Source organism: Acinetobacter sp. ASP199, assembly GCF_022700675.1.
Classification (GTDB): Bacteria; Pseudomonadota; Gammaproteobacteria; order Pseudomonadales; family Moraxellaceae; genus Acinetobacter.
This window is the reverse complement of record NZ_CP062182.1, coordinates 2,206,328-2,231,954: the sequence shown is the minus strand read 5'-3', so window position 1 is coordinate 2,231,954 and position 25,627 is coordinate 2,206,328. Positions and strand designations below refer to the sequence as shown.

At 43.9% G+C, this 25,627-nt stretch carries 27 protein-coding genes, 4 tRNA genes and 1 riboswitch; of the genes, 7 read left to right on the top strand and 24 right to left on the bottom strand.

Annotated features, from left to right (window positions below):
* Positions 1-77 precede the first annotated feature (77 nt).
* From IHE35_RS10635 to rpoD, 6 genes are all read right to left on the bottom strand, one after another.
* Positions 78-1,472, bottom strand: a complete 1,395-nt coding sequence (locus IHE35_RS10635; protein WP_242787344.1) for an APC family permease — start codon at positions 1,470-1,472, stop codon at positions 78-80.
* A gap of 272 nt (positions 1,473-1,744) precedes the next feature.
* Positions 1,745-2,929, bottom strand: a complete 1,185-nt coding sequence (locus tag IHE35_RS10630; RefSeq protein ID WP_242787342.1) for an iron-containing alcohol dehydrogenase — start codon at positions 2,927-2,929, stop codon at positions 1,745-1,747.
* 1 nt (position 2,930) lies between these two features.
* On the bottom strand, positions 2,931-3,464 hold the full coding sequence (locus IHE35_RS10625) for a hypothetical protein (RefSeq protein WP_242787341.1): 534 nt from the start codon (positions 3,462-3,464) through the stop codon (positions 2,931-2,933).
* Between the two features lie 75 nt (positions 3,465-3,539).
* On the bottom strand, positions 3,540-4,199 hold the full coding sequence (gene lipB, locus IHE35_RS10620; protein ID WP_242787339.1) for a lipoyl(octanoyl) transferase LipB: 660 nt from the start codon (positions 4,197-4,199) through the stop codon (positions 3,540-3,542).
* A 156-nt stretch (positions 4,200-4,355) separates the two neighbouring features.
* Positions 4,356-4,643 (bottom strand): DUF493 domain-containing protein, encoded by a 288-nt coding sequence (locus IHE35_RS10615; RefSeq protein WP_180184736.1) that lies wholly within the window; start codon positions 4,641-4,643, stop codon positions 4,356-4,358.
* Between the two features lie 110 nt (positions 4,644-4,753).
* The gene (rpoD, locus tag IHE35_RS10610; protein WP_242787337.1) at positions 4,754-6,640 is read right to left on the bottom strand and encodes an RNA polymerase sigma factor RpoD; all 1,887 of its coding nucleotides are present in this window, start codon (positions 6,638-6,640) and stop codon (positions 4,754-4,756) included.
* Between the two features lie 399 nt (positions 6,641-7,039).
* On the opposite strand from rpoD, the gene IHE35_RS10605 reads away from it, so the two are divergent.
* Entirely contained in the window at positions 7,040-7,246 is a 207-nt protein-coding gene (locus tag IHE35_RS10605) for a hypothetical protein (protein WP_004814888.1), read from the top strand.
* 72 nt (positions 7,247-7,318) lie between these two features.
* Positions 7,319-7,843, top strand: a complete 525-nt coding sequence (locus tag IHE35_RS10600) for a YecA family protein (RefSeq protein ID WP_004814890.1) — start codon at positions 7,319-7,321, stop codon at positions 7,841-7,843.
* A 91-nt stretch (positions 7,844-7,934) separates the two neighbouring features.
* On the opposite strand, the gene IHE35_RS10595 is transcribed toward IHE35_RS10600, so the two are convergent.
* The 5 genes from IHE35_RS10595 to IHE35_RS10575 all read right to left on the bottom strand — a co-directional run bounded on the left by IHE35_RS10595 (position 7,935) and on the right by IHE35_RS10575 (position 11,139).
* The gene (locus IHE35_RS10595; protein ID WP_242787336.1) at positions 7,935-8,375 is read right to left on the bottom strand and encodes an ABZJ_00895 family protein; all 441 of its coding nucleotides are present in this window, start codon (positions 8,373-8,375) and stop codon (positions 7,935-7,937) included.
* A gap of 185 nt (positions 8,376-8,560) precedes the next feature.
* Positions 8,561-8,983, bottom strand: coding sequence for an ABZJ_00895 family protein (locus IHE35_RS10590; protein WP_242787334.1), 423 nt, complete (start codon positions 8,981-8,983; stop codon positions 8,561-8,563).
* A 29-nt stretch (positions 8,984-9,012) separates the two neighbouring features.
* The gene (locus IHE35_RS10585; RefSeq protein WP_242787333.1) at positions 9,013-9,630 is read right to left on the bottom strand and encodes a DedA family protein; all 618 of its coding nucleotides are present in this window, start codon (positions 9,628-9,630) and stop codon (positions 9,013-9,015) included.
* Positions 9,631-9,722: 92 nt separating this feature from the next.
* Positions 9,723-10,001, bottom strand: a complete 279-nt coding sequence (locus IHE35_RS10580; protein ID WP_242787332.1) for an FUSC family protein — start codon at positions 9,999-10,001, stop codon at positions 9,723-9,725.
* Between the two features lie 205 nt (positions 10,002-10,206).
* Entirely contained in the window at positions 10,207-11,139 is a 933-nt protein-coding gene (locus IHE35_RS10575; protein ID WP_242787331.1) for a rhodanese-related sulfurtransferase, read from the bottom strand.
* Between the two features lie 188 nt (positions 11,140-11,327).
* Between IHE35_RS10575 and IHE35_RS10570 the strand changes: the two genes are divergently transcribed.
* Together IHE35_RS10570 and IHE35_RS10565 are read left to right on the top strand one after the other, a co-directional pair.
* Positions 11,328-11,816: a DUF1289 domain-containing protein gene (locus tag IHE35_RS10570; protein WP_242787330.1), complete on the top strand. Its 489-nt coding sequence runs from the start codon at positions 11,328-11,330 to the stop codon at positions 11,814-11,816.
* A 43-nt stretch (positions 11,817-11,859) separates the two neighbouring features.
* Positions 11,860-12,471, top strand: a complete 612-nt coding sequence (locus IHE35_RS10565; protein WP_242787329.1) for a LysE family translocator — start codon at positions 11,860-11,862, stop codon at positions 12,469-12,471.
* Positions 12,472-12,536: 65 nt separating this feature from the next.
* Here IHE35_RS10565 and ribB read toward each other — a convergent pair whose 3' ends face one another.
* Positions 12,537-13,196 (bottom strand): 3,4-dihydroxy-2-butanone-4-phosphate synthase, encoded by a 660-nt coding sequence (gene ribB, locus IHE35_RS10560; protein WP_242787328.1) that lies wholly within the window; start codon positions 13,194-13,196, stop codon positions 12,537-12,539.
* Positions 13,197-13,302: 106 nt separating this feature from the next.
* A riboswitch (FMN riboswitch) is annotated at positions 13,303-13,457 on the bottom strand.
* A gap of 170 nt (positions 13,458-13,627) precedes the next feature.
* Here ribB and IHE35_RS10555 point away from each other — a divergent pair.
* On the top strand, positions 13,628-15,433 hold the full coding sequence (locus IHE35_RS10555; RefSeq protein WP_242787327.1) for a DUF2157 domain-containing protein: 1,806 nt from the start codon (positions 13,628-13,630) through the stop codon (positions 15,431-15,433).
* Positions 15,430-16,014, top strand: coding sequence for a GDYXXLXY domain-containing protein (locus IHE35_RS10550; protein ID WP_242787326.1), 585 nt, complete (start codon positions 15,430-15,432; stop codon positions 16,012-16,014). Before IHE35_RS10555 ends, IHE35_RS10550 begins: the two co-directional genes overlap by 4 nt.
* Before the next feature lie 72 nt (positions 16,015-16,086).
* Here IHE35_RS10550 and panD read toward each other — a convergent pair whose 3' ends face one another.
* From panD to IHE35_RS10495, 11 genes are all read right to left on the bottom strand, one after another.
* Positions 16,087-16,467: an aspartate 1-decarboxylase gene (gene panD / locus IHE35_RS10545; RefSeq protein ID WP_099338479.1), complete on the bottom strand. Its 381-nt coding sequence runs from the start codon at positions 16,465-16,467 to the stop codon at positions 16,087-16,089.
* A 143-nt stretch (positions 16,468-16,610) separates the two neighbouring features.
* Positions 16,611-17,192: an aminoacyl-tRNA hydrolase gene (pth, locus tag IHE35_RS10540; protein ID WP_242787325.1), complete on the bottom strand. Its 582-nt coding sequence runs from the start codon at positions 17,190-17,192 to the stop codon at positions 16,611-16,613.
* A gap of 19 nt (positions 17,193-17,211) precedes the next feature.
* A complete protein-coding gene (gene rplY, locus IHE35_RS10535; RefSeq protein ID WP_004891957.1) occupies positions 17,212-17,508 on the bottom strand; it encodes a 50S ribosomal protein L25 in 297 nt (98 codons plus the stop codon).
* Positions 17,509-17,606: 98 nt separating this feature from the next.
* Positions 17,607-18,560, bottom strand: coding sequence for a ribose-phosphate pyrophosphokinase (locus IHE35_RS10530; RefSeq protein ID WP_242787324.1), 954 nt, complete (start codon positions 18,558-18,560; stop codon positions 17,607-17,609).
* A gap of 36 nt (positions 18,561-18,596) precedes the next feature.
* Positions 18,597-18,671, bottom strand: a tRNA-Gln gene (locus tag IHE35_RS10525).
* A 92-nt stretch (positions 18,672-18,763) separates the two neighbouring features.
* Positions 18,764-18,838: transfer RNA gene (locus IHE35_RS10520), tRNA-Gln, on the bottom strand.
* Between the two features lie 18 nt (positions 18,839-18,856).
* Positions 18,857-18,931 (bottom strand) — tRNA-Gln (locus IHE35_RS10515).
* Positions 18,932-18,957: 26 nt separating this feature from the next.
* Positions 18,958-19,032 (bottom strand) — tRNA-Gln (locus IHE35_RS10510).
* Positions 19,031-19,861 (bottom strand): 4-(cytidine 5'-diphospho)-2-C-methyl-D-erythritol kinase, encoded by an 831-nt coding sequence (gene ispE, locus IHE35_RS10505; protein WP_242787323.1) that lies wholly within the window; start codon positions 19,859-19,861, stop codon positions 19,031-19,033. The genes IHE35_RS10510 and ispE overlap by 2 nt, the downstream gene beginning before the upstream one ends.
* A gap of 22 nt (positions 19,862-19,883) precedes the next feature.
* Complete coding sequence (lolB, locus tag IHE35_RS10500) at positions 19,884-20,465, bottom strand: lipoprotein insertase outer membrane protein LolB (RefSeq protein WP_242787322.1); 582 nt, start codon at positions 20,463-20,465, stop codon at positions 19,884-19,886.
* Between the two features lie 7 nt (positions 20,466-20,472).
* Entirely contained in the window at positions 20,473-22,185 is a 1,713-nt protein-coding gene (locus IHE35_RS10495; protein WP_242787321.1) for a tetratricopeptide repeat protein, read from the bottom strand.
* A gap of 79 nt (positions 22,186-22,264) precedes the next feature.
* On the opposite strand from IHE35_RS10495, the gene hemA reads away from it, so the two are divergent.
* Positions 22,265-23,548: a glutamyl-tRNA reductase gene (gene hemA, locus IHE35_RS10490; RefSeq protein ID WP_242787320.1), complete on the top strand. Its 1,284-nt coding sequence runs from the start codon at positions 22,265-22,267 to the stop codon at positions 23,546-23,548.
* 70 nt (positions 23,549-23,618) lie between these two features.
* On the opposite strand, the gene IHE35_RS10485 is transcribed toward hemA, so the two are convergent.
* A complete protein-coding gene (locus IHE35_RS10485) occupies positions 23,619-25,553 on the bottom strand; it encodes a CHC2 zinc finger domain-containing protein (RefSeq protein WP_242787319.1) in 1,935 nt (644 codons plus the stop codon).
* Between the last annotated feature and the right edge of the window lie 74 nt (positions 25,554-25,627).

The following is a 25,627-nucleotide window of genomic DNA, read 5'->3' as shown; positions in this document are numbered from 1 at the left end:
GAACTGAACTAAGAAATAAATTAATCAGAAATAAAAAAGGCGCACTAAGCGCCTTTTTTATTTGAATTAGATCGATATTATTGACCGTCAAATTCATCGTGCTGAGGAGCAGGGTGCTTGAAGCCTTTGGTTTTATAACCTAAGTACAAGATACCGCCAAATGCCCAAATCAGACCGTATTTAAGCGAAGTTTGATCTACTTCGAGCCATAAAGCAAATACCGCAATGAAACCTGCAAGTGGCACCACCACAAAGTTCAGAATCTCTTTGGCTGACTTGGTACGGCCATCACGTAATGCATAACGTGAAATTACTGAAAGGTTTACAAAACTGAATGCAGTCAAGGCACCAAAACTGATCAATGAAATAACAAAGTCTAGGTCCATGAAACCAGCAGTTAAAGCTACAGCACCGACAATCATAATATTATAAGAAGGTGTGTAGTTTCTCGGACTGATATGACCAAAGATTTTCTTGTTGATTACGCCATCACGACCCATCACGTACATCAAACGCGATACACCGGCATGTGCAGAGATCCCTGATGCCATTACGGTAATGATTGCAAAACCGAGTACATAGGCTTGGAATAATGAACCACCCACCAGCATCAAAATTTCAGGCTGAGTTTCAGCAATATTCTCGAAATATGAACCTGGATTGTTCGGGAAGTAAATCTGCATGAAGTAGGTACTGATAATGAAAATGATACCTGCAATTAAAGCGGTCAAGAAAATCGCTTTAGGTAAAGTTTTCTCAGTATCCTTGGTTTCTTCTGCAAGTGAGCTTAGTGAGTCAAAACCGGTGAATGAGAAGCACAGTAAGGTTGCACCTGTAATTAATGCACCCACCGATGTTAACTCATTCCAGAATGGCTCTAAACTCCAGAGCTGATAGCGTTGCTCAGCTGTGATCGGGCCATCGGCATTAAAGCCAGCTTGTAACTTGGTATAGACCATCCAGGTAAATACTGCAATCACAAGCAACTGCACGAATACGATCATACTGTTGAAGTTAGCAACAAAACGCGCACCACGTAAGTTGATTCCGGTCATAAATGCAGTAAGCACAATCACCCAAACCCAGTGATTCACATCAGGGAACAGAGCTTCTAAGTAAATGACTGCAAGAATGATGTTGACCATTGGCGACAATAAATAATCGAGCCAAGATGACCATCCCACCATGAAACCCACGTTCGGGTGAATTGATTTTTGTGCATAGGTATAAGCCGAACCCGAAGAAGGGTAGCGACGAATCATATGACCATAGCTCAAAGAGGTTAACAAAATTGCAATCAATGCAAAAATGTAAGAGGTAGGAACGTGGAAGTTACTTTCTTCAGATACCAGACCAAAAGTATCAAACAAGGTCATGGGTTGAATATAAGCTAAACCGATAATAATGATGTGCCAGAGTCCCAGCGTTTTTTGCAGTTTAGCTGCCGATTGAGTCCCAGAGAAATTTGTCAACGGCGTTATCCTCTTAATCGTTGATCAAGGATCAGTCATATTTATAAGGATCGTTTGAGACGAACGATCCCCCCTACAAATTAAGCAAAAGCGCGCCAATCTACTCTAGAATGAACATTTTTGCTAGCAATTTTTTTGAGATAATTACAGCATGAAATGTGCCAAAATTATCATGAATGATAATTTTGGCACATTTCATGCAAGATAAAAGCCCGATGCTTAAAAAAACATCAGGCTCTAAATTTTCGCTATATTCGCTTATTTTTCAGGAATTACCAAGCTTTTTTTAAGATGGTTTTCAAATCTTCTAGTGTGGCTTCTCTCGGGTTATAAATGATGGAACCATCATTTAATGCTTTCTCGGCAACTTCATCTAGTTGTGCCTCAGAAACCTTACCTGTTTCACTTAATGTGCGTGGTAATTTAGTCAGAGTATAAATACGGTCACGCATCGCTTGAATGGTCGCAATCGCTTTATTGGCACGCAGATGACCAGGGGTTTGGGCATAGATATCTGGACCAGCCAGTGGTAGAAGTAGCTCTGCAATCTTGCCACCATTGACGTCCTTGTTGTATTCCAGCACATAAGGCAGGAACAGGTTCATACAAAGACCATGCGGCAAATGAGCCACCGCACCGAGCGCATGACCAAGGGAATGTACAAGTCCAACCATTGAGTTCGAGAAAGCGATCCCAGCCATGGTAGAAGCTTGCGCCAGTTCCAGACGACCTTGAGCATCAGACGGATTATCCAGCACCTTAAACAGGTTATCGCTGACTTTCTTCACTGCTGCTGTGGCGTAGGCGTCAGAAATTGGATTGGCTGCCATACAGGTATAGGCTTCAACCGCATGCGTCATTGCGTCCATTGCTGTCATTGCGGTTAAATGTGGTGGCAGGGTTTGGGTCATACGTGGATCAAGAATCGCAGCATGCGGCATCAGGTAATAAGACGCGAACGGCATTTTCAGGTTCTTTTCAGTATCTGACACCACGGCAACCATAGTCACTTCAGAGCCTGTACCTGAAGTCGTCGGAATCACGAAAAATGGTTTTAACGGCTTTGGCAGGTTATGCGCACCAGAATATTTGAGTAAGTCATCGCCACCTTCAGATACCAGAATATTGGTCGCTTTCGAGGTGTCGATGACTGAACCGCCACCGATGGCAATAATCGCATCGCAGTTATTGTCACGATATAGCTGTGCAGCACGACGTACTGTACCTAAGCTCGAATCGGGTGGGACATCATCAAAAATCGCTGCAATCTCTGCATCCGTCGATTCAAAAGCAGCTTCAATCGGTGCAAGCAGGTTATTGGCACGTACACCTTTATCGGTAATGATAAGTGGACGTTTAGCACCTAAAGTCGAGAGTTCAAACGGAATATGTTCGAGAGCAGCATGACCGGCAATGACCTTGACTGGACAGAAAAATTCATAATAAGGCTTGGTCATGTTAGGCACTCCGTTTCAAATAAGATTGAGCAATTTTTAAATAGATGCTGCTTGCTTCAGTTAATTTTTCTTTCAGGCTGAGATTGCTTGGATATTCTTTTACTGCCAGTTGCGCGACCAGTTTCGGCAAAATCAAGGATTCCATTTTATTCAGGCAACGTACCAGACGGATGGCATAAGAAATATCACCATCGGCAATCATGCGGTCATGGGCAAAGGCCTGCGAGGTACTTTCCTGGAAAGAAAATACCAAAAAGGCATGATGCAGATGCTTAAAGGTAATCGTAAGGTCAGGCGCAGTGTCCATGGACTTTACGAGTTCTAGTTGCTTATCTTCAGTAACCCGGGCAATAAATGCCGGGCCGTGGGGGAATACTTTCATGGAAAGACTGAAATTCGCCGGAAACTGGGCAACTTCCTTTTTGATTTCCTCATCGACCTGGCTTGCCATGACCAAGCCTCTGCCAATCACATCCATCATGAGTTTGACATAGGCTTGTTGCAAAGCAGGTTTAACGGATTTAGTTGCAATCACGTGATGATCCCTACCTGAAATATTATTGGTTTAGAGTAATTACTCTAATTTATTTATTATTGAAATGCAAAGGCTTTATCTTTGCTCGACGCTAACGTCCTTAAAGTAACCGCTGTGGGTTAAAGTTTCAATAATTTCGACACACAAGTCAGCAAATTTTGGCGGGTTGCTGACCAAGTCGTTAATGCGGACCATTTCCAGTCCTGCATAGCCACATGGATTGATGGTGTGGAAACCTGTCAGGTCACAGTCAATATTCAAGGCAAGCCCATGATAGCTGCGACCTTTGCGAATCTTGAAGCCGAGAGAACCGATCTTGCGTTCATTGACATATACACCTGGTGCATCCGGTTTGGCATAGGCTTCAATAGCATGCTTCTTGAGTAGTTCAATCATCAGGTTTTCGGCATAAGACACCAGTGTACGGACATTCCAGCCAAGACGGTTCAGGTCAAACATAAAATACGCCACCAACTGGCCCGGACCATGCCAGGTCACTTGACCACCGCGATCGGTCTGAATGACCGGGATATTGGATGACATCAGAATATGTTCCGGCTTGCCGGCCTGGCCCTGAGTCAGGACATCATGGTGCTGCAAAATCCACAACTCATCCGGGGTGTTTTCATCACGGTTTTCAGTCAGGGCTTTCATTTCCAGAAAGCGGTCTTCATAGGGAGTCAGGTCATTATATTGACGAATAATCAGGCAGGGTTTTTGAACCGCATCAGTCACAGTGTGCGTCCTTGGAAAGATTGAAAAATACTGCCAATAATTATAATGATTTCAGACCGGGATGGGGGAGTGATTCACAGTAATTCTCAATTACCAATTCACAGTTATAAAAAAAACACGCCCTAAAGCGTGTTTCTTATTGCGGCCTGAGCTGTCTTAAAGCGCAGTTTTGATCAATGGGCAAGCAGCCAGATCAGCATAAACAGCATGCACCTGTTCAAGCTCAAGGAAACGGAGCTGCGCAGTAATCGAATGATATTTACCTGTACGAGATGGTGTAATCGTTACACTGTCACCTTCAAAGTCAGGAAAGTGTTTGCTAAAAATCTCAACTACAGCATTCAGCAGCTCTTCACCAGCAAGGCCAATGAGCTTGATCGGGTAGTCCATAGGGAAAACCCAAAGATGTTCTTGTAGTTCGCGAGATGGTGTACGGTCTAACATGTAGTCCCCCTATTCGAAACGCCTGCATGAGTGCAGGCGTTTGGGTCTGTCTGGATACATAAATGGAGACTGTCGAGTGAATTTCAAGTCTCCATCAATTGTATCAAATCTTAGTCATTTTCCAGGAATGAACGCAGGTGTTCAGAGCGGGAAGGGTGACGTAGCTTACGTAAGGCTTTCGCTTCAATCTGACGGATACGCTCACGAGTTACGTCGAACTGCTTACCTACTTCTTCCAAGGTATGATCCGTTGGCATATCGATACCGAAACGCATTTTCAGGACTTTCGCTTCACGTTCAGTCAGATTCTCTAATACTTCACGAGTCGCTTCTTTCAGGCCTTCTGAAGTTGCAGCATCCACCGGAGAAGTGATGTTGCTGTCTTCAATGAAGTCACCCAAATGCGAATCTTCATCATCACCGATCGGTGTTTCCATCGAAATCGGTTCTTTGGCGATTTTCAGTACTTTACGAACCTTGACTTCGTCCATTTCCAGACGTTCGCCCAGTTCTTCCGGAGTCGGTTCACGACCCATTTCCTGAAGCAATTGACGAGATACACGGTTGATCTTGTTAATGGTTTCGATCATGTGTACTGGAATACGGATGGTACGTGCCTGATCCGCGATTGAACGGGTAATCGCCTGACGAATCCACCAGGTGGCATAAGTCGAGAACTTGTAACCACGACGGTATTCAAACTTATCAACCGCTTTCATCAGACCGATGTTACCTTCCTGAATCAGATCCAGGAACTGCAAGCCACGGTTGGTATATTTTTTCGCAATCGAAATTACCAGACGTAAGTTCGCTTCAACCATTTCTTTCTTGGCACGGCGTGCTTTCGCTTCACCCACAGCCATACGTTTGGCGATATCCTTGATATCACGAACTTTAAGATCAAGATCTTTTTCAATGTCGGCAATCTTTTGCTGGAATGCCAATACGTCAGGACGTACTTTTTCCAGATAGCCTTTTTGATCAGCAGGCGCTTTCGCAATTTGCTCATCTAACCAGGCTGGATTAGATTCCTGACCCGGGAAAGAAGTACGGAACTGGGTACGGTCCATACGGCCACGACGAACTGCATAACGCATTATTTCACGTTCTGCACCACGGATCTGGTCGTGTGTACCACGAATCATTTCAGAAATGATATCGAACAGACGCGGTGTGAACTTGAACATCATGAACACAGTTGCTAAAGCTTGCAGCGCTTCTTCTGCTTCTTTGCTATTGCGGCCATGCTTTTCAATTACTGCTTTGGTGTTGATCCAGGCATCTGACAGTTCAGCAAAACGTACTTTGGCAATTTCTGGATCTGGACCTGAGTCACCTTCAGAGTCATCATCACTGTCAGACTCTTCATCCTCTTCCTCATCATCCAGTTTTACATCTTTGGCTGACTTGGTAGTTGCTTCTTTGTCTTCTTCGATCTCAGCGACTTCTTCCAGTACTTCTGGAATGTCATCATCAGTTTCAGGATCTAAATAACCTGAAAGAAGGTCAGCCAGGCGGCGTTCGCCAGCTTCATAATCTTTGTATTCTTGGAGTACAACTTCTACGGCATTTGGCCAGTAAGCAATTGAGTGAAGAACGTCACGAATACCTTCTTCAATACGTTTGGCAATGCTAATTTCGCCTTCACGCGTTAAAAGTTCAACGGTACCCATTTCACGCATATACATGCGTACAGGGTCAGTTGTACGACCTGGCTCATTTTCTACAGATGCAAGTACTGCTGCAGCTTCTTCTTCTGCAACTTCATCGGCAGCTTCTGCAGTATCCTCGAACATCGCATCATCAGATTCAGGCGCGCGATCATGTACCGGAATGCCGACGTCATTCAGCATTTGAATGATATCTTCAATCTGTTCACTTTCTGTGATTGAGTCCGGGAGATGATCGTTAACCTCAGCGAAGGTTAAATAACCTTGTTCTTTGCCTCGGCTAATCAGAGCCGCTACTTGCGAAGTAGGGGAAGTCATATCGCTCATCTTTGCTTACTCTTCGTTGAATCTGTGACAGTAAAAAAATCGTACAACTATGCACGACTTAAGCTCATTAAATTTAGTGAATAGCCTACATATTTCATCAGAGTATTCAGCGTTAAGGCTGTCTGATAAAATATTTAAAATGAAATTCAGTAATTTAAGATGGGGATGAATTTGTTATTTTCAAGTCCAGCCCCCGGCGTATCTGTATTTGACCAAAAATATATAGTCAAAAAATATAAGGACGCAGGGTGGATTATATCATGCCACACAATGTACGTAGAAAAAAAGCCCTATTTACAAATTTAAGATACTAAAATTTAAATAAAACTTGACAAGTATTTTTAGGCAAGATAAATAGCGCCTAGGACCCTTTACATTTTTCACAATGAGGTAGTTTTAGTGTCTTCTACAGATTTTGAACTAGATGATAACTACGGTGATGATGATGTTAGCTTCGATGAGGCTTCCAGCAAGCTCAGCGCAAAAGAGTCGTTGGAAAAACGTCGTCTGATTGATGACCTGTTGACTCAACGCCGCCTCGAGCGCGAACTCAAAGATTTTGACTACGACTTCGACGATGACGATGACTTCGACGATGAAGATTAAGCAATTCGGATTTAGCATGGCCTGAATAAATGCTATGCTAGGCCTTTCGGAATTTCTAAGTTTGGATATTAGATGAGTGCTTTAGATTTAGACCTGTTGAGTGACTATCTGGATGGCGACCAAAATGAGTATGGTCTGGATTTCGCGGCAACTCACGGTTTCCTGTGTGCGATTGCAGTAGGTCCGCAGTTTGACAGATGGCTGGATGAGCTTTTTGATAACAATCAGAAAAAAGTTCCAGCAGCAATCATCGAACAGGTTAAAGTATGGCTGGAGTCTATCCGTCAAAGCTTGGCCAATGAAGAAGGCATCACTTTCCCGTTTGAAATCGAGGAAGCAGATACCGAATCAAGTCTTGGTGACTGGAGCGTGGGCTTTGTTGATGCCATGTTCCTGAACGAAGAAGCATGGTTTGCAGAAGAATTTGAAGAACAACTGGTAGATTTAACCCTGCCAATCATGGTCTTCAGCGGGATTGATGAAGAAGACCCACAAATGGAAACTTTCCGTCGTAACGGCCAGTTAATGGACGAGCTTGCGGAAGAGATTCCAGAAAACCTGAACGAATTGTACCTGATGTATCACACACCAGATTAATTCTCCCTAATGAAAAAAGCACCTCCGGGTGCTTTTTTTATATCTGCTTTTTATCTCTACGTTTTATAATCTATAGTTTTGAGCGGAGCAGCTATTCCTTAGCCTGCTTTTTAGCTTGCAGACCTTTCAGGGCGCTTTTACTCATCCAGCCGAAACATAAGGCAAGGACGACATACTGAATTGCCAAGCCTACCAGCAATACGATCACCCAGATACCAACAGGTAAAGATTCCAGCATACCCAGGATAATTTCCCGTTGCTCTGAAATACCCAATATTGACAGCGATAAGATCAAGCCAATCAGCACGCTAATGCCCAGACAGCCCCCAATTAACTGTTTTTTTTCTGTAGCACTTGGCAGGCGCTGGTGATCCTGAACAAATTTAATTGCTGCCGCTGCACCTGCACCAAATAATGCAGGAATGGCAGTGCTGCTACCAGGTAGGTCAATCAACATATTTAAGCCAGCGACAATCAGAATCGCGACCAGATAAACTATGGTGAAATAACTCAAATATTTTTTAATCATCATTCTTATCTCGAATATAGTGTTCTTATTGTTGTTGCTTGTATGGTTGAAAAATGGGGAATACTGTTTCAACAAGTTGTTTATTCTAATAATTTGCTTGAATATTCAGCAAGATAAATTAAAACAATACGATGAATGTCACGTGAAGCATGGAAGGATCACGTGACTTGAGTTGAATTATATTGAAATTAAGCGTGTTTCTTTGGCAGTTTAGTTAAGCTATAGCGGGTATAGCCATGATAGGCGACATGAAAAAGGGCAGCATGCAAGGCAATCAAGGCGGCAACAATAAATGAATTCGGGCCTCGGCCTGTATAGTTCATTCGGCGCAGGATTTCCTCGGTATAAGGATGCAGCCAGATCATTACAAAGATAAAAATAAAGCCCAGGCTCATGGCAATAATGGTAGAGCCCCAGACCAAGGTATTTTTTTCCTTTGCGTCAGGGACACGTAGTTCCTTATGCACAAAATGCCGGGCACTTAAGAATGCAGCTGCAATTAATGCAGGAATGAAAATAATGGCACCTAAGTTTAACCAGTACACAATCATGCCGACCAAAACCAGCAAGGCAAGATAAATGGCTGCAAAATATTTAAGATAATGCGACATCGTTCTGGCCTCCTTAACAGGACATATGCTCAGGATGGACGATTTTTACGTTGCTGTCTACGGTATAGAACCCAGCCGATAAGAATCACTACAATTGCAATAATGATGTAACTGACCTTGCTAAAAATCTGATGCATCAAGTCCTGATTCTCACCGAAATAAAATCCGACACAGGCCAGGAAAGTCGTCCAGATGATGGTTCCTAAGCTGCTATAGAACATGAATTTCCAGAAGGGCATATGACTCATTCCGGCAGGAATACTAATCAGGGAGCGCACTGCGGGGATCATACGCCCAGCAAAAACAATGCGGTGACCGTACTGCTCGAACCATTGCAATGATTTTTTTACATCATCAGACTTAATAAACAGATATTTGCCATAGCGGTCGACAAATCTGAAAATCGATTCATGACTGAATTTATAACCAATCCAGTAAAGTAGGGCGGCAGCCAGCAGAGAACCGATGCAACCCGCAATGATCACGCCGACCAGCACTAATTGACCCTGGGAAGCGGAATAGCCTGCAGATGGCATAATGATTTCAGAGGGAATAGGAGGGAAGACATTGTCAAGGAACATGAGCAGGGCAATACCCCAATAGCCCAGCTGTTCCATAATAGAAATAATCCAGTCAGTCAGATTCATAAGCAGCAGTTGATTGAAAATCCTGCTTTTATCCTACGGAGTATTCCAGAATGGGTAAAGTAGATAAGTAGAAAAACTGTACATGACTCATATTAGCTATGCGTGAGTGTATAGATATAAACTCGACGCAACAGATAAGCACTTGATACTGGCAATATGCTTAATAGTAAAAATTGCACGATGCCAGTATTAATGTGATAGCCAATAAATAACGCCAGGATTGCACCAATAACAGTTCCCAGCACAACAATAAAAAGATGTGATTCATGTTCCAGCTGGTCCATGATTTCAGCAGTCTGCTGTACTTTTACCTGCTCCTTGCGTTGAAAATGAACAATATTATCTTCATATTTTGCGTAGGACTTTGCCATTTTGTGTTCCTTTTCATATAAAAAATATATTTAATAATTAAACACTTAGGTTGAAAATGATTACTGCATATAGATTATCAAGACTTTTTCTTTTTAAACGGGATTCTTGGTAAAAGCGTGTTGAGATTTTTATTTCGATTGTGAAGTTTGTGTAAAAAAAAGCCCTCAAATGAGGGCTTTTATACATCTAGTTACATTCTACACATTATAAACGTTTACGTTTTGCAGCCAGGATTTGTGACTGACGCATACGGAAGCCTTCTTTTTGCTTCTCAGTTGTTTTGTCAATACAGTACACACAAGACACACCGTGTTCATAGCTTGGTAATGCTACTTCTTCAGGTGTTAGTGGCCAGCCACATGCGTGACATTTGGTATTTTGACCTTCTTCCATACCATGAGTCACGGCAGTACGACCATCAAATACGAAACATTCACCTTCCCACATGCTTTCTTCAGGTGGTGTTTCTTCCAGGTATTTTAAAATACCACCTTTCAGGTGATAAACTTCAGTGAAGCCTTCTTGAAGAAGTAAAGAGGTTGATTTTTCACAGCGGATCCCGCCAGTACAGAACATGGCAATTTTCTTGTCTTTGTGCTGTTCCAGATTTTGTTTTACATAGTCTGGGAATTCGCGGAAAGTTTCAGTTTTCGGGTCAATCGCACCCTTAAACGTACCGGCTTTGTATTCGTAGTCATTACGGGTATCGACCAGAATCACGTCATCACGCGCAATTAGCTCATTCCATTCTTTAGGATCAAGATAGTGACCCACTAAATCACGTGGTTTTACTTCTACGCCTAAGGTTACAATTTCTTTTTTCAGTTTGATCTTCATTTTACGGAATGGCTTGTCAGAGCTATGAGACTCTTTGTATTCCATTTCGTTGAAGCCTTCGTCTAGAAGGAATTGATGCACTTTGTCGATGGCTTCACGGTTACCTGCAACGGTACCGTTGATGCCTTCGCCTGCCACAATTAGAGTACCGCAAAGGTCGATGGTTTTTACCAAATCAAGAAGACGTTGCTGAAGACCTGCAGGGTCTTGAACTTCTTTGAATTGATAAAGTGCGGCAACAACCCAACCAGTCGTCGCTTGCTGTTCTACAGGTGCAAGCTGTTCTACAGTAGCGTTCATGGAATACTCCAACGTAGCATGATATTTGAAAGGCGCACATTTTAGCGTGATTTGCATGATTATGCGAGTAAAACCCATAGCATTTATAGGGACTTCAATTCATGGGGGAGAGCGTGTATAGTCTTGCCCGACCCGGTATTATTGCAGACCTGCCTATGCTGAAGTGATCAGCAATGTTGGAGTAAGTTTTGAGTTCAGATCGTCGTATTGCATCTTTAACCCCATGTGCAGGGCGTTGCTCGACCGTATTTGGTGATGCGGTATGTCGCGGTTGTCGCCGTTTTAACCATGAAGTGATTCAGTGGAATACCTATACAGCTGAACAGCATAATGCAGTATGGCAACGTCTGGATGCCCAACTTGATCAAATATTGGTACCAATGCTGCCTCTGGCGGATGTGGCCCATGTCGAAAAATTTGTATTGTCCAAGCGAGTGCGGTTGCGTGGTGATGCAAGTAAAGGCCGTAAGCTTTACCATGCATTAAAACTCTGTGAAAAGAACCGGCATTTTACTGATGAGAGTGGCCTAGGCATTCATTACAAACAGGTGCGTCCGCTTTGGGATGAGTTTGAACGTCGGGTATTGGCATTGGCGAAGGCCAGTTATGATCTGGCATTCTTGCGTGCCGATGGGATCAGCCAGCATCTGATTCAGATGGAAGAAGAGGACGAATAGGTCCTCTTTTTTTATACTTGATATTTAGACGAGGAGGGGTTAGGTGAATATTACCGAGTATCTGCTGTACTGTCTGGCGGTGGTGATCATGATCGCGACGCCAGGACCAGTGGTGTTGCTGGTTGCCAGTGCTGGACTCAAAGGTGGCTACAAGCATGCCTTGCAGACTATTTTCGGGACTAACTTTGCCTCACTGGTTCTGATTAGCTTATCCATTCTCAGTTTAAAAGGCTTATTGGTTGTTAACGAGAACTGGCTGAATGGCATTAAGCTGCTTGGCTGTCTGTATATTGCCTGGCTGGGAATTCAGATTTGCAGGGAAGTCTGGCAAGGGAGGGGTTCAACTGGACCTCAATGCCTGCAGCCAGTACAGGGTGGCTTTCGTACCGGTTTTCTGGTGGGTATTTCTAATCCTAAGGATATTATTTTCTTTGCGGCATTTTTCCCGCAGTTTATTGGTATTACACCAAATCTGGATTTAAGCCTGATCATTCTTACAATCAGCTGGATTGTTCTGGATTTTCTAACGCTATCATTGGTCTATCTGGGTTTTCAGCGATTATCCCGGTCTCAGTTTTATCCGCATTTACTGGGCTTATGTGGCTTGATCTTATTATCGGTTGCACTGTATGGGATTTACTCTGTCTTCATTTAAATCAGCTAACATATCAAGCACAAAGAAATCCCGGACTAAATGCCGGGATTTTTTATTTTTAAACTTCAGACATTGTGCTGCTGGCGATACTGTACCAGTTCATCAATAGTAATGACGGTCAGATGATGGGTCTGCGCATAGGAAAGAACCTGAATACCAGAAGCCATGGTGCCATCCGGATTGGTCAGCTCACATAGCACCCCGGCAGGCTTTAAACCAGCCAGACGCGCAAGATCAATAGTGCCTTCCGTATGACCACGACGGGTCAATACACCACCTTCGCGGGCACGTAGCGGGAATACATGACCAGGACGATGCAGATCACTGGCGACTGCGCCGTCTTTAATTGCAGCCTTAATCGTAGTCGTGCGGTCTTTGGCAGAAACACCGGTGGTCACACCTTCTGCTGCTTCAATGCTTACAGTAAAGGCAGTTTTAAATTGGCTAGAGTTATCTTGCACCATTGGTGGCAACTCTAAATGATTTGCCAGCTCATCAGTCAGGCATAGGCAAACGATACCGGAACCATCACGAATCATACGTGCCATGGTTTCGATGGTTAAGGTCTCTGCGGCAACAATCAGATCAGCCTCATTTTCACGATCAAAATCATCCATGACCAAAACAGGTTTGCCTTGGCGGAGATCTTCGAGTGCCTGAAGGATACGTTGTTCAGCAGGGGCTAAAGCAGAAAAGAAAATTTCGGGTTGAATCAAACTTGACATTGAAATGCTCACCTAAAGTAAAAGTACGATTGAACATTTCAGGACATGGTAGAAAATAGGCTTATGGCAAAACAGGTGTATGCATAGCATACAGCCTTGGTGCTGCTTTCGTCTTCTTTCATCCGGACTATACCGTCGGCTCTGGATTTGCACCAGATCTGCAGATCAATCGAAATTGACCGCTCGTGGGCTGATTCAAGCCTTATTCTAAAAGCCTGAAATTACCACCGGTGGGGAATCACACCCCGCCCTGAAGCGATGTGGGTTCATTATAGTCCTGATTTTAAAAAGATGGGATGGTTGAAATGGAAAGTAATTTGCAGAATTTTAGATAAGCAAAACAGATAATCTGATTTGCCCAGGTTTTTAGCAAAATACTGGAAACATGCTATGGTGTGAAGAAGACTAGAAATCCTTCAATCATTCTAACAATGCATAAAACTAAGCTGATTCAAAACAATCAATTTTCGCCGTTACTGTTCTGCAACGCAGAAGTGCTACGTTATTTAAAAGTCTTAGGGTTAGCACTCATCACAGTCAGTCTTTTGTATTTAATTGCAGCGAATTGGTGGATGCTGCCGGATCCGGTTCAGCTGGTAATCCCGATGCTGATTTTACTGTGTAGTGCTGCAGCAAGTGTCTACTTAAACCAGCAGGAATGGGTCAGACAGAGTCTGGATACGGTATCTGGTCTCATGCTGGGTTTAAGTCTGGCGGTAATTGGGCAGACATATCAAACTGGTGCAGATAGTTATCTATTATTCTTACTCTGGTCAGCATTGCTTTTACCATGGCTTTATCGCTCCAATATTGGCATTTTTGTTATGCTTTGCGTCGTGAGCCAGCTGACGCTGTATCTGTATTTTAAACAAAGCTTCTGGATGGGCAGTGCAGAAGGGCTGTATTTACTCGGTCTAAATGTGCTGACAGCATTTAGCTTTGCCTATGCCATGCGCTATTATCCGCTACTACGTTTTTTGTTTATCGCATTAATGAGCGTGATTTCGATCAGCAGCATGATACAGTTTACCCATCATTTTAAGCTGATCTATTTAGCTTCTTCCATTGTTTTACCGGCAGGTGCCGCATTTTATTTTTATAAAAAACATCAGGCGCTAGAAACCATTCTTCTTATTGCAGGTTTGGCTGCCAGTTTGAGCTTATGGATGTTTGAACAGGTTGAAGAGCAATTGGCCAATTCTGCTGCAGGACTATTTGTGCTGGCTGTGCTAGTTTTTGGCTGGTTTGCTGCAATCAGTTTTGCTTTAAAAAGAATTTTTCCACAAACCAGATTTTCTGTGATTCCTTTGGCACTCGGTGCCTGGATTGCCGGAATTATTCTTGCAGTTCTATTGCTAACCTATTGGAAAGCATTTTCGATCTTAATGGGGATTCTCTTTATAGGTATCGCCTGGAAGCTACTCAGTAAGCAGCCTTCAGTTTTTCTGCGTCAGTTTGCCTATTGTTTGTGGGTGTGTGGTCAGGTCGCGGTTTTAATTCATACGGAGCTGCTTACCGACAGTCTATTGGTAGTCTGGCTGTTGCAATTAATAATGTTAGCTCTGACTATGATTACACGGATGCACTGGTTTATTCTGACCTTACAGCTGCTAATTACCCATGCCTTAGCAATTGTAGTTTTGGCCTTAGAGAATTCTTTTAAACATGATGATATAGTGATCACGCTTACTTTGAGTCTGAACTATGTCATTTTTATCGGATTATTTCTGACAGCTCGTTATTGGCAATCTTCGAATTATCAAAAAAGTATTTTTCTCTGGATCATCGCCATGCTGACAGGTTCAGCAGTGATCCAGGCTGTGACTGTATTAGAGCACTGGCAGAGCATCGGACAGATCAGCTTTGACCAAATCCTGCTGTTTTATATTCTTCCGAGCATATTGTTGCTCAGTTTGATTTGGCAAAACTGGCAGCAATTTTCTGAAAAATGGCTCTGGCTGATTCCAGCCTTGGGGATTTTATTAATCCTGCTGGGCTATTTTGAAATTTTTATCATTATGCTGCTCATGGCGTGGGCTGTAGCCTATCAACAACGACTGATTCAAGCCCTGTCGATTTTATTGCTGATCTTGTGGTTATGGATGCTGTATTACAATCTGGGACTGAGTTTCCTTATAAAAAGCCTAACGATTTTTATCTCCGGTCTCATGGTTTGGCTCATGGTCTATGGCTTAAAGCAGGTAAGCATTCGACCTAGTCAGGAGGAAACAGTATGAGAAAGTTTTTTCCTCTGATTCTGGCTGGATTCAGTACGCTGATTTTTATGGGTTTGATCTTGAAACATGAACATCATTTAGCGAACAGCCAGTCTATCTTTGTCGAGCTTGCTCCGGTTGATCCGCGTTCAATCTTGCAAGGCGATTATATGGCACTGAATTATGAGCTGCATTTCGAGGGTGATGCTGAAGCCAACCGTGGAGAAGAGGATGGCTCACCGGATAAGAAAATTGCAGCCTTAGAAAAGCGCATTCATGATCAGGCACATCTTTTAAGTTATGTACAGCTAGATCGTCAGCGTCGTGTGATTCAAACCAGCCTGGATGAAAATCTTTTAAAAACTCATCCGCAAACTTCTGCGCGTTTGCTGCTAAAAAATCCTTCCAATCGATTAGCCAATTTATATCCGGCAGCGAACAGCTTTATGTTTGCGGAAGGATTGGAGCCATGTTATCGCAATGCAAAATATGCCGAGATTAAAGTCAAAGACAATGGACAGGTTCTATTGGCGGATCTGGTTGACCAAAATCTGCAAGCTTTAAATTGTGAAAGCCAAAATGACTGGGTGCAGGGCAGTTAATCAAGATCTATTTTTAGAAGTATTTTTCAATAAAAAAGCCCGCATCATTGCGAGCTTTTTAGAATCTTGGGCTTAAGCCACTTGCACAGGAATACAGTTCGCTGTGTGGTTCACAGTGTTGTCTGGATTTGCATAGACAAGGCGTGGTTTGTGGGCATTGGCTTCAGCTTCAGTGAAATCACCGAAAGTCGCGATAATCATCAGATCACCGACATCTGCTTGCAACGCAGCGCCACCATTTACAGAAATGATGCCTGAACCTTCTTCACCGCGGATTGCATAAGTGGTAAAACGCTTACCATTCGTCACGTTCCACATATGAATTTCTTCATATTCGCGGATGCCTGCCAAATCCAGAAGAATACCGTCAATAGCACAAGAACCTTCATAATGTAATTCTGCTTGTGTTACGACACAACGGTGGATTTTAGCTTTTAATAAACGAGATAGCATGTAGCGTCTCCTTGGTGGACCTAAGAGTTTAATCTTATGGTTAAATCAATCTAACTTGATATATTGTGAACAATCAAGCAACCGCATTTTGCTCTGAAATACGCAAGATGGCAAGAAGGATTGTTCAACAATTTATAGAATGATCAGTTTGGTTTATAGGCATTGATTTGGTTCATCGCCTGTTGTACTTCACCATTGACCAGCATCTTGATGCGATTCATGGCATGTACAATCGCATCATCCATTAAAGTCTGCTCACTGCTCGGTGCTTTACTAAGCACATGACCGGACACGCGTTCTTTAGAACCTGGGTGACCAATACCGATACGTAAGCGATGGAAGTTTGGACCGATGTGCGGCACGATATCGCGTAAACCATTGTGACCACCGTGACCACCGCCAGTTTTCAGGCGAATGATTCCTGGATTCATATCCAGTTCATCATGTGCGATCAGGATTGACTCAGGGGCGATGTTATAGAATTTGGCAAAGGGAACAACACTTTTACCAGAAAGGTTCATGAATGTTGTAGGAAGAAGTAGACGGACGTCTTGACCTTCGATATTGCCTCGACCGCTAAATCCATTGAATTTTGGGTCTTTTTTGAGGGAAATGCCATATTGATCTGCAAGGCGTTCAACGAACCAGAAGCCTGCATTATGGCGGGTTTGGGCATACTCAGAACCTGGGTTGCCCAAACCTACAATCAGTGAAATATTTGACACTAATTTACACCATTAACACTTATGCGCGTTTGAAGTCAGCGTGCATTGGAGTGTTTTTAGCTGGGTGACGTTGAAGCGCTTGGATTTTAACGCTTTCAGTTTTGCCGTCGATGTTGATTTCAACAACTTCTTCAAAGAAAGCGTTGCTTTCTAAAGCTTTAACAAGCTCACGAAGTTCAAGAGTAACAGCTACAGGAGCAGCTTCGCCACCGTAGATGATTGCAGGTACTTTGTTTTGAAGACGAAGGCGGCGGCTCGCACCTTTCCCTTGTACTGCTTCTTCACGTGCTGCTGCGTTTAATACGAAGTTTGCCATGATAGACATCCTATTTAAGTTTAATTGACTAGATCTGCGACCAATCTAGTGAGTAAAAGCCCCGCCAAATGGCAGGGCTTTGGAATTTCAGCGCACTATTATAGATAAGAATCGAACATTGCGCTAATAGATTCTTCGTTGTTAATACGACGAATTGTTTCAGCAACCATACTTGCTACTGAAACCTGGCGAATCTTACCAAGAGCTAGAGCTTCTTCAGAAAGAGGAATGGTGTCAGTAACAACCAATTCATCAATCACAGAATTCTTGAGATTTTCAATCGCTTTGCCAGACAATACTGGGTGAGTTGCATAAGCAACAACCTTACGAGCACCGAAAGTTTTCAAGGCATCCGCTGCTTTGCAAAGTGTACCAGCAGTATCTACCATGTCATCAACGATGACACAGTCACGATCTTTAACATCACCAATCAAATGCATCACTTGTGATTCATTTGCTTTTTGACGACGTTTATCAATGATCGCTAGGTCGATATCGCCCATTTGCTTAGCAACAGCACGTGCACGTACTACGCCACCAACGTCAGGCGAAACAACCATCAGGTTGTGATGCGACTGTTGACGAAGATCAGCAAGAAGAGCAGGTGTACCGTAGATGTTATCTACTGGGATATCGAAGAAACCTTGGATCTGGTCGGCGTGAAGGTCAATCATCACAACGCGGTCAACGCCTACAGTTGTTAGCATATCTGCTACAACTTTTGCAGTAATTGGAACACGAGCTGAACGAGGACGACGATCTTGACGAGCATAGCCAAAGTAAGGAATCACAGCAGTAATACGACCAGCACTTGCACGACGTAATGCGTCAGCCATCACTAAGATTTCCATCAGGTTATCGTTAGTTGGGGCACAAGTAGGTTGCACGATGAATACGTCTTTACCACGTACATTCTCAGTAATTTCTACAGCGATTTCACCATCAGAAAAGGTAGAAACAGATGCAGCACCTAGAGGAATGTGTAAGTGGCTTACGACTTTTTGAGCGAATTGTGGATGCGCGGTTCCACTAAAAACGACAAGATTGGGCATGAAGCACCCTTGGCGGTTAGGAAATATAGGAATAGATGGCAGGGGTAGCTGGATTCGAACCAACGGATGCCGAGATCAAAACCCGGTGCCTTACCACTTGGCGATACCCCTAATGCGGCAGAACTTTAATATTTTTGCGGTAAAGTGTCAAGGTAAATTAACAGTCTTACAGCAAATGAGTGCTCTGTCTTTTTTCGAGAAAATGGCAGGGGCGGCTGGATTCGAACCAACGGATGCCGAGATCAAAACCCGGTGCCTTACCACTTGGCGACGCCCCTAATTCGATGACTGTAAGATGGCAGGGGTAGCTGGATTCGAACCAACGGATGCCGAGATCAAAACCCGGTGCCTTACCACTTGGCGATACCCCTAATACAGTACATCTACAGGTGAAAAATGGCAGGGGTAGCTGGATTCGAACCAACGGATGCCGAGATCAAAACCCGGTGCCTTACCACTTGGCGATACCCCTATGAAACTTTAAACTGAAGCAGTGGAGATTCTTTTAAACTGTTGACCAGGTAAGATTTACATGGTGCATTTTCCAGAATTTCGCTGACATTCAAGTTATCAGTTACTTCGATAAACACGCAGGCACCTGTACCTGTAAGCTTTGCAGTTCCGAACTGGTCGAGATATTGCATTGCTTCATCGACTTCAGGATATAAGCTTCTTGCCAGTGGCTCAAAGTTATTTCCGAAATCAGATGGCGTTATCTGATAGGCGCAAAATTTAGAGCTCTTCGTGTCTCTTGTCAACGTTTTTTGTGAAAAAAGCAGTTGAGTGCTGATAAAACAGTCAGGTTTGAGCACAATGAATTGTTTTTGATCTAAGTTAATGAATGTTAAGTGTTCACCGATCCCTTCTGCCCATGCATTTCGGCCATGTACGAAAATCGGCACATCGGCACCAAGCTTCACACCCAGTTCAGCTAACTGCTCAATTGTTAAACCACATTGCCATAATTGATTCACTACGATGAGTGTTGTAGCAGCATTGGATGAACCACCACCGAGTCCAGCACCCATCGGAATGTTCTTTTCCAGACGGATTTTTAGGCCGAAATAACTTTTTGCATAAGGTTTAAGCACCTGGGTCGCACGATAGATCAGATTTTGTTCCAGATCCACAGAGGCCAGTCCTTCAATCTGAATCTGCTGATCTGTGGTCTGCTCAAACTCTAGCCAGTCACACAAATCAATCAGCTGAAAAATACTTTGCAGCTCATGATAACCATTTGGTCGACGGCCAGTGATGTGGAGGAACAAATTCAGTTTGGAAGGCGAGGGAACACGAATCATGGATGAACTTCAGTCAAATACATTAACGATTTTGAATGACCATTGTAATACGGTTTTCACCGCCATTCCCAAGTGTCTGTTTTAAAATCAGACGGTTTGGCAGTCGTGCCTGTTCTGCATAACTGAGATCCACGATCCAGCCATCTTCAATAATCTGGCTGATGCGTTGAGTGTCGTCTTTTTGCAGTTTGGCGCTGGTAGTGGCAGGACGGGCCTGTACCCAATCGATCAGATGGGTAATTGGGGCTTGCCAGCCAGTTGCACGTTGCAGTAGTTCTTCTGGTGTTGCAGCTTGAATCAGACCTGTTTTGGCGCTATTTAGGGTGACTTGGCCAGGCTGACCAGAAATCTGGGTTTTGCCTACACCAAGAATGCCTGTCAGTTCGATATCAAACTGTTCCTGCTGCTGTGCCCAGGTAAAGAAGGCACTGCCAGTTTGCTGTGGCGTGCGCACACCAATTTTACCCTGGAGCTGGAATTCATTTTCAGCAGTCGGGATTGATGCAGTGGCAGGTAGTTTAGGTTGAGCGATCTGCTGACAACCGGTCAGAATCAAAGTGCCTGATGCAATCAAGCAGCAGGCCAGCTGGCTAAACTTAAGCATAATAGAATTAACTCGTTTTCATCGGTGGTGATAACAATAACGAATGAAGCTGCTTTAATTCAGGATCATTCGGATAATTTTGTTGTAATTGTTTAAAGACTTGTTGGAATTGTTCAATATCACCGTTCATGTACAGTGAGCGAGCCAGTCGTACGCCAATTTTTGCGCTCGGGTTCAAGTTATAAGCTTTTTCCCAAGCGAGAGCAGCGGTAGCAAAGTCATTTTGCTGATAACAGATAAAACCAAAGGTATCTAAAATTGAAGCCTGTTCCGGAGCATATTCCAGTGCCTGCTCGACATAACGGCGAGCTTCTTCCAGACGACGGTTCTGGATTGCCAGTGTATAGGCATAGGCATTCAAATAGGCGGGGTTGTTCGGTTCAATATCTAATAGGCGTTTCAGCAACTGATCGAGCAGCAGGCGATCCTGATGCGGATCTAACAGCAACACCTGGGCATAAACCAGTTCTGGATCATCTGGCAGGTTGTTGCTGGCTTCTTCAAGCAGGCGCAGGGCGGCTTTCTTGTTGTTCATCTTCTTTAAGATGTCTGCCTGAGCCAGATACAGGAAGCTGGCATGTTGCGGATAATTGACCCGTTCCTGGGTCAGGAAACGCAAGGCATCCGTCAGTTTTTCCTGCTTGCTGAAGATCGTGATCATGTTACGCCTGGAAACGGTATACAGACTGCCATCCACCAGACGGTAATAGGCCTTGGCAGTTTCATAATGCTGCTTACGCTCGGCATTAATCGCCAGATAGTAGTAGGCTTCATTCTGATACTGATCTGAATAGCGCAGTTCGACCAGATATTTTTCTGCTTTGTCGTACTCTTCCAGGTCAATACTGGTCAGGCCTGCAATAAACAAAGCTTCTTCATGTGTAGGCCATTTTTTTAGAATGCTTTCCAGTTTTTGCAGGGCCAATTTAGTTTCATTCAGCTTGATCAGGTATTTGACTTCAGCCAGGCGCACTTCAATATTATTGCGGTTTTTGCTGCTGGCTTTTTCATACCATTTTAAGGTCTGTTCCTGGTTGTCTAAAGCCTGTAACAGATTGGCTTTCAGCAGAATATAGCCTGTAGATTTAGGGCGCTTCTTTAACGCGCGGTTAATGGTAGCCAGTGCCTGTTCAAACTGGCCATTCTGAGCTTCCAGTCCTGCGACCAAGACAAGAATGGAAGGGTTGTTTTTGGCTTTGCTGGAACTGAGTGCCTGTATCAGATAATTTCGATCTTCGGCATCTGTTGGGACGATTCCTGCCAGAATTTCTTCCAGATCTGCACTGTCATCAATCTGTAGAATTTTATCTAAAGTTTCGGCTGCCAGTTCATATTCATGCGCTTTTAAAGCAATATGCGCCAAATAGAACATTGCTGGAACATCTTGAGGTTCTTGAACTACCCAATGCGTAGAGATATCAAGAGCTGCACGCAGGTCATCATGTTCTAAAGCAATATTCAATGCCCGCTGTTTAACGGTGGTGGAATTGCTCTTGATCGCCAGCACAGTATAGTTATGTAGGGCAGTTGGGATGTCTTTGGAAGCTAAAGCAAATTCGGCAATCATGCTCTGTTTTATTGCTTCATAATTTGGGTTGGCATGGTAAACTGTTCCTGCTGCCTGAAGCTGGGCTGTGGAAGCCATGCTACCTACAAGTAAGAATGTGGTAGAATATTGCTTAATTGTATGGCCGTGACCACGGCTGTTGATATATCGCAATTTTTTCTTGATCCAAGTAATGCTTTTTATGACACCGATGTTGCACAATAGCATAAATTTAGCGAAATGATGACCTGATATGTCTTTCTTTGCATTAGGTGTCAACCATCAAACTGCCTCTGTAGAACTTCGTGAACAAGTCGCTTTTAATCCTGAAAAATTAAGTGCCTTGCTTGCTGAACAAAGCCAGCACCCTGAGCTGAATGACATGGTGGTGGTGTCTACATGTAACCGAACTGAAATCTACGCGATGTCTGACAATGTCGACATGGTGCTGAACTGGCTCGCCCAAAAAAATGGAGTGGATGTCAAGCAGCTGCAAAACCATGTTTATCGCTATGAGGATGCTCAGGCAGTCACTCATCTGATGCGTGTTGCCAGTGGTCTGGATTCGCTAATGCTGGGTGAGCCGCAGATTCTGGGGCAGGTAAAAACAGCTTTATCCCTTGCTAAAGAAGCGCATACCGTTTCGCAAAATCTGAACCGTATCTTTGAATATGCTTTCTATGCAGCCAAACGTGTACGTTCGGAAACTGCAGTCGGTAGTCATGCCGTATCAATGGGGTATGCGGTAGCACAGCTGGCGATCCAGGTTTTTTCCAAACCGGAAAAGCTGACCGTCATGATGGTGGCGGCAGGTGAAATGAATAGCCTGGTGGCCAAGCACCTGGCAGAGATGGGTGTTGGTAAAGTCATTATCTGCAACCGGACTCGCGCACGTGCTGAAAGTCTGGCACAGGAAATCGCGCATCGTGTGGATGTTGAGATTATTGATTTTGATCAGCTGGCAGCGAACCTGTATCGTGCTGATGTGATTTCCAGTTGTACCGGTAGTCTGCATCAGGTGATTCATTTTGCTGATGTCAAAGCTGCGTTAAAGAAACGTCGTTACCAGCAAATGCTGCTGGTTGATCTGGCTGTACCACGTGATATTGATGCCAAGGTTGAAAAGCTGGATGGCGTCTATCTCTATGGTGTCGATGATCTGCAAAGCGTCATTGAGGAAAACCTGGCACAACGCCGTCAGGCAGCAGTTGAAGCGGAAGTCATGGTTAATCAGCTGGCAACTGAACTGGTTACCCAGCAGAAAGTAAATCTGGCAGGTAACACTATTCATACCTATCGTGACTATGGTGAACAGTTGCGTGAAGAGGAACTGGCACATGCCATGCAGCGTGTAGCTAAAGGTGAGAAAGCAGAAACCGTGATGGCTGAATTTGCACATCGCCTCACGCAAAAATTACTGCATCCGACGTCTATTGTGTTACGTGAAGCTGCCAAGGCTGAAGACCCGAGCTGTTTTGAGATGGTGCAGAATACCTTGCATGAGGTCATGGTAAAACGCCGTAAACCAAAGCACTAAGCATTTTCGATCCAATAAAAAATGGAGATCTATACGGATCTCCATCATTCATCTTAAAAAAATAAGAAAATTATTCTTCAAGCAGTGTCATGGTACGCTTGCGGTCAATTTCAAAAATTTGCAACTTCAGATTCTTCATTTCTTCAATACTGCTAAATTTCTTCGACTTAATTTTGTGCTTTAAGCATTGATACTGCAGCTTGGTCGAGAAATCGGCTGCCAGCTTGTCTGCCTGTTCAGGAGAAGAGGTATAGTCACTGACATTGGCATGTTGCAGGATGTGCTGTAACTCATGGTGATGTGCGGCACAAGCGCCGAGTACATAGTAAGTCGATAACTCAGGGTCATCCGGCAGATCATCAAAAACCACATTCAGGATGTTTAGAATCTTGTAAAGTAGTTGATCCGGTGCAACCAGAGCACGCAATGGTTCAAAATGAATATACAGATAAGGATGATTCAGCAGGATTGCAATTACATATTCTTCAGCATCAATCTTGGTACTAAAGCTTAAACTGGCATCATTGTTAACCTTGGGTTGCCATTTGCGGTTAAAACCCAGTTTTTCCCGGAAGAACTGTTGCAGCAGATAGCGATAAGAACCCTGCTTCGGCAATAGCTCGGTCAGTTGACGCAACTCGGCCATGACCTGGCTTTTACCCTCTGGGGTTGTTACATCATGGTTTTGAGCCAGATGAGCAAACACAAAGTCGGATAAGAGCGGAGCCTGATCTAAGAGACGGCGAAAGTTTTCAATGCCTTCTCGACGGATCAAGGAGTCCGGATCGTGGTCATTGGGCAGTACGAAGAATTTCAGCTCACGGCCATCATTGAGTAACGGCAGGGCAATCTCAAGAGTACGACGTGCCGCTTTCTGACCCGCAGCATCACCATCAAAAGCAATGGTGATACGTTGATTCTGCTTGAACAGGATATTCAGATGTTCGGTATTACTGGCAGTACCCAGCGTTGCCACAGCGCCATGAATGCCATATTGCTGCAAGGCAATCACATCCATGTAGCCTTCGACCATCAACCAGTCTTGTGCTTTATGCTTACGACCTTCATACAGGCCATACAGCAACTGATTCTTATGGAAGACTTCCGAATCTGGCGAGTTGATGTATTTCGGCTTGATCTCGTCATTCAGTGCACGACCACCAAAGCCGACCACGCGACCTTTCGCATCCCGAATCGGGAAAATCACCCGGTCACGGAGCAGATCGAAGTCACGACCATTGTCACTGGTACGAATCAGACCTAAGAGCTTGAGACCTTCGATATCCTGCGGGAACGCTTTTTCCAGGTGCTGCCAGTCTTCCGGTGCATAGCCTAAGCGCCAATAGGCAATTGTTTCAGCACTGAGGCCACGTTGGCGGAAATACTGCTGTGCACTGGCACTATTGGGTAACTGGCGCTCATAGAATTGTGCAATATTTTCCAGCAGGTCAAACAGGTTGCCTTCCTGCGGCGCGTCCTGCATTGGCATTTGCTCAAAAGAAGCAAATGGATCGCTGTAGTAATCCTGTTCAGGATTCTGAAATTCTGCAAAAGGGTCAAAGCTGGAAACAGATGTAGTATCACTGACAGCTGAAGGCGCCTGATTCTGATTATTGGAGATATTGCTTGCTGGTTTCGGCGCAGAAGGTTTTATTGCGGCTTTAGGCTTGGCTGCTTCACGTTTGTATTTCAGTTTATTGGAATCGTGATTGTCTTTTGGTAGTTCGATACCTGTTTGGCTCGAAAGATCCTTCATTACATCGACAAAATTACGGTTGCCAATATCCATTAAAAAGCGGATGGCATTACCATTGGCTTGACAGCCGAAACAGTGGAAATACTGCTTGTCACGGTAAACGTGGAAAGAAGGCGATTTTTCCTGATGGAAAGGGCAACAGCCCGAATAGGTACGGCCAGTTTTTTTTAATTTCACGAATTGACCAATCACATCGACAATGTCGGTGCGATCGAGAATCTGATCAATCGTATGTTGAGGAATGGCCATAGTCTGCTGAGCTTCTCGTGCTGCGTTTATAAGGTGTAAATCATTGAAAAATTTAGAGTAGGAATTAAGCCGGC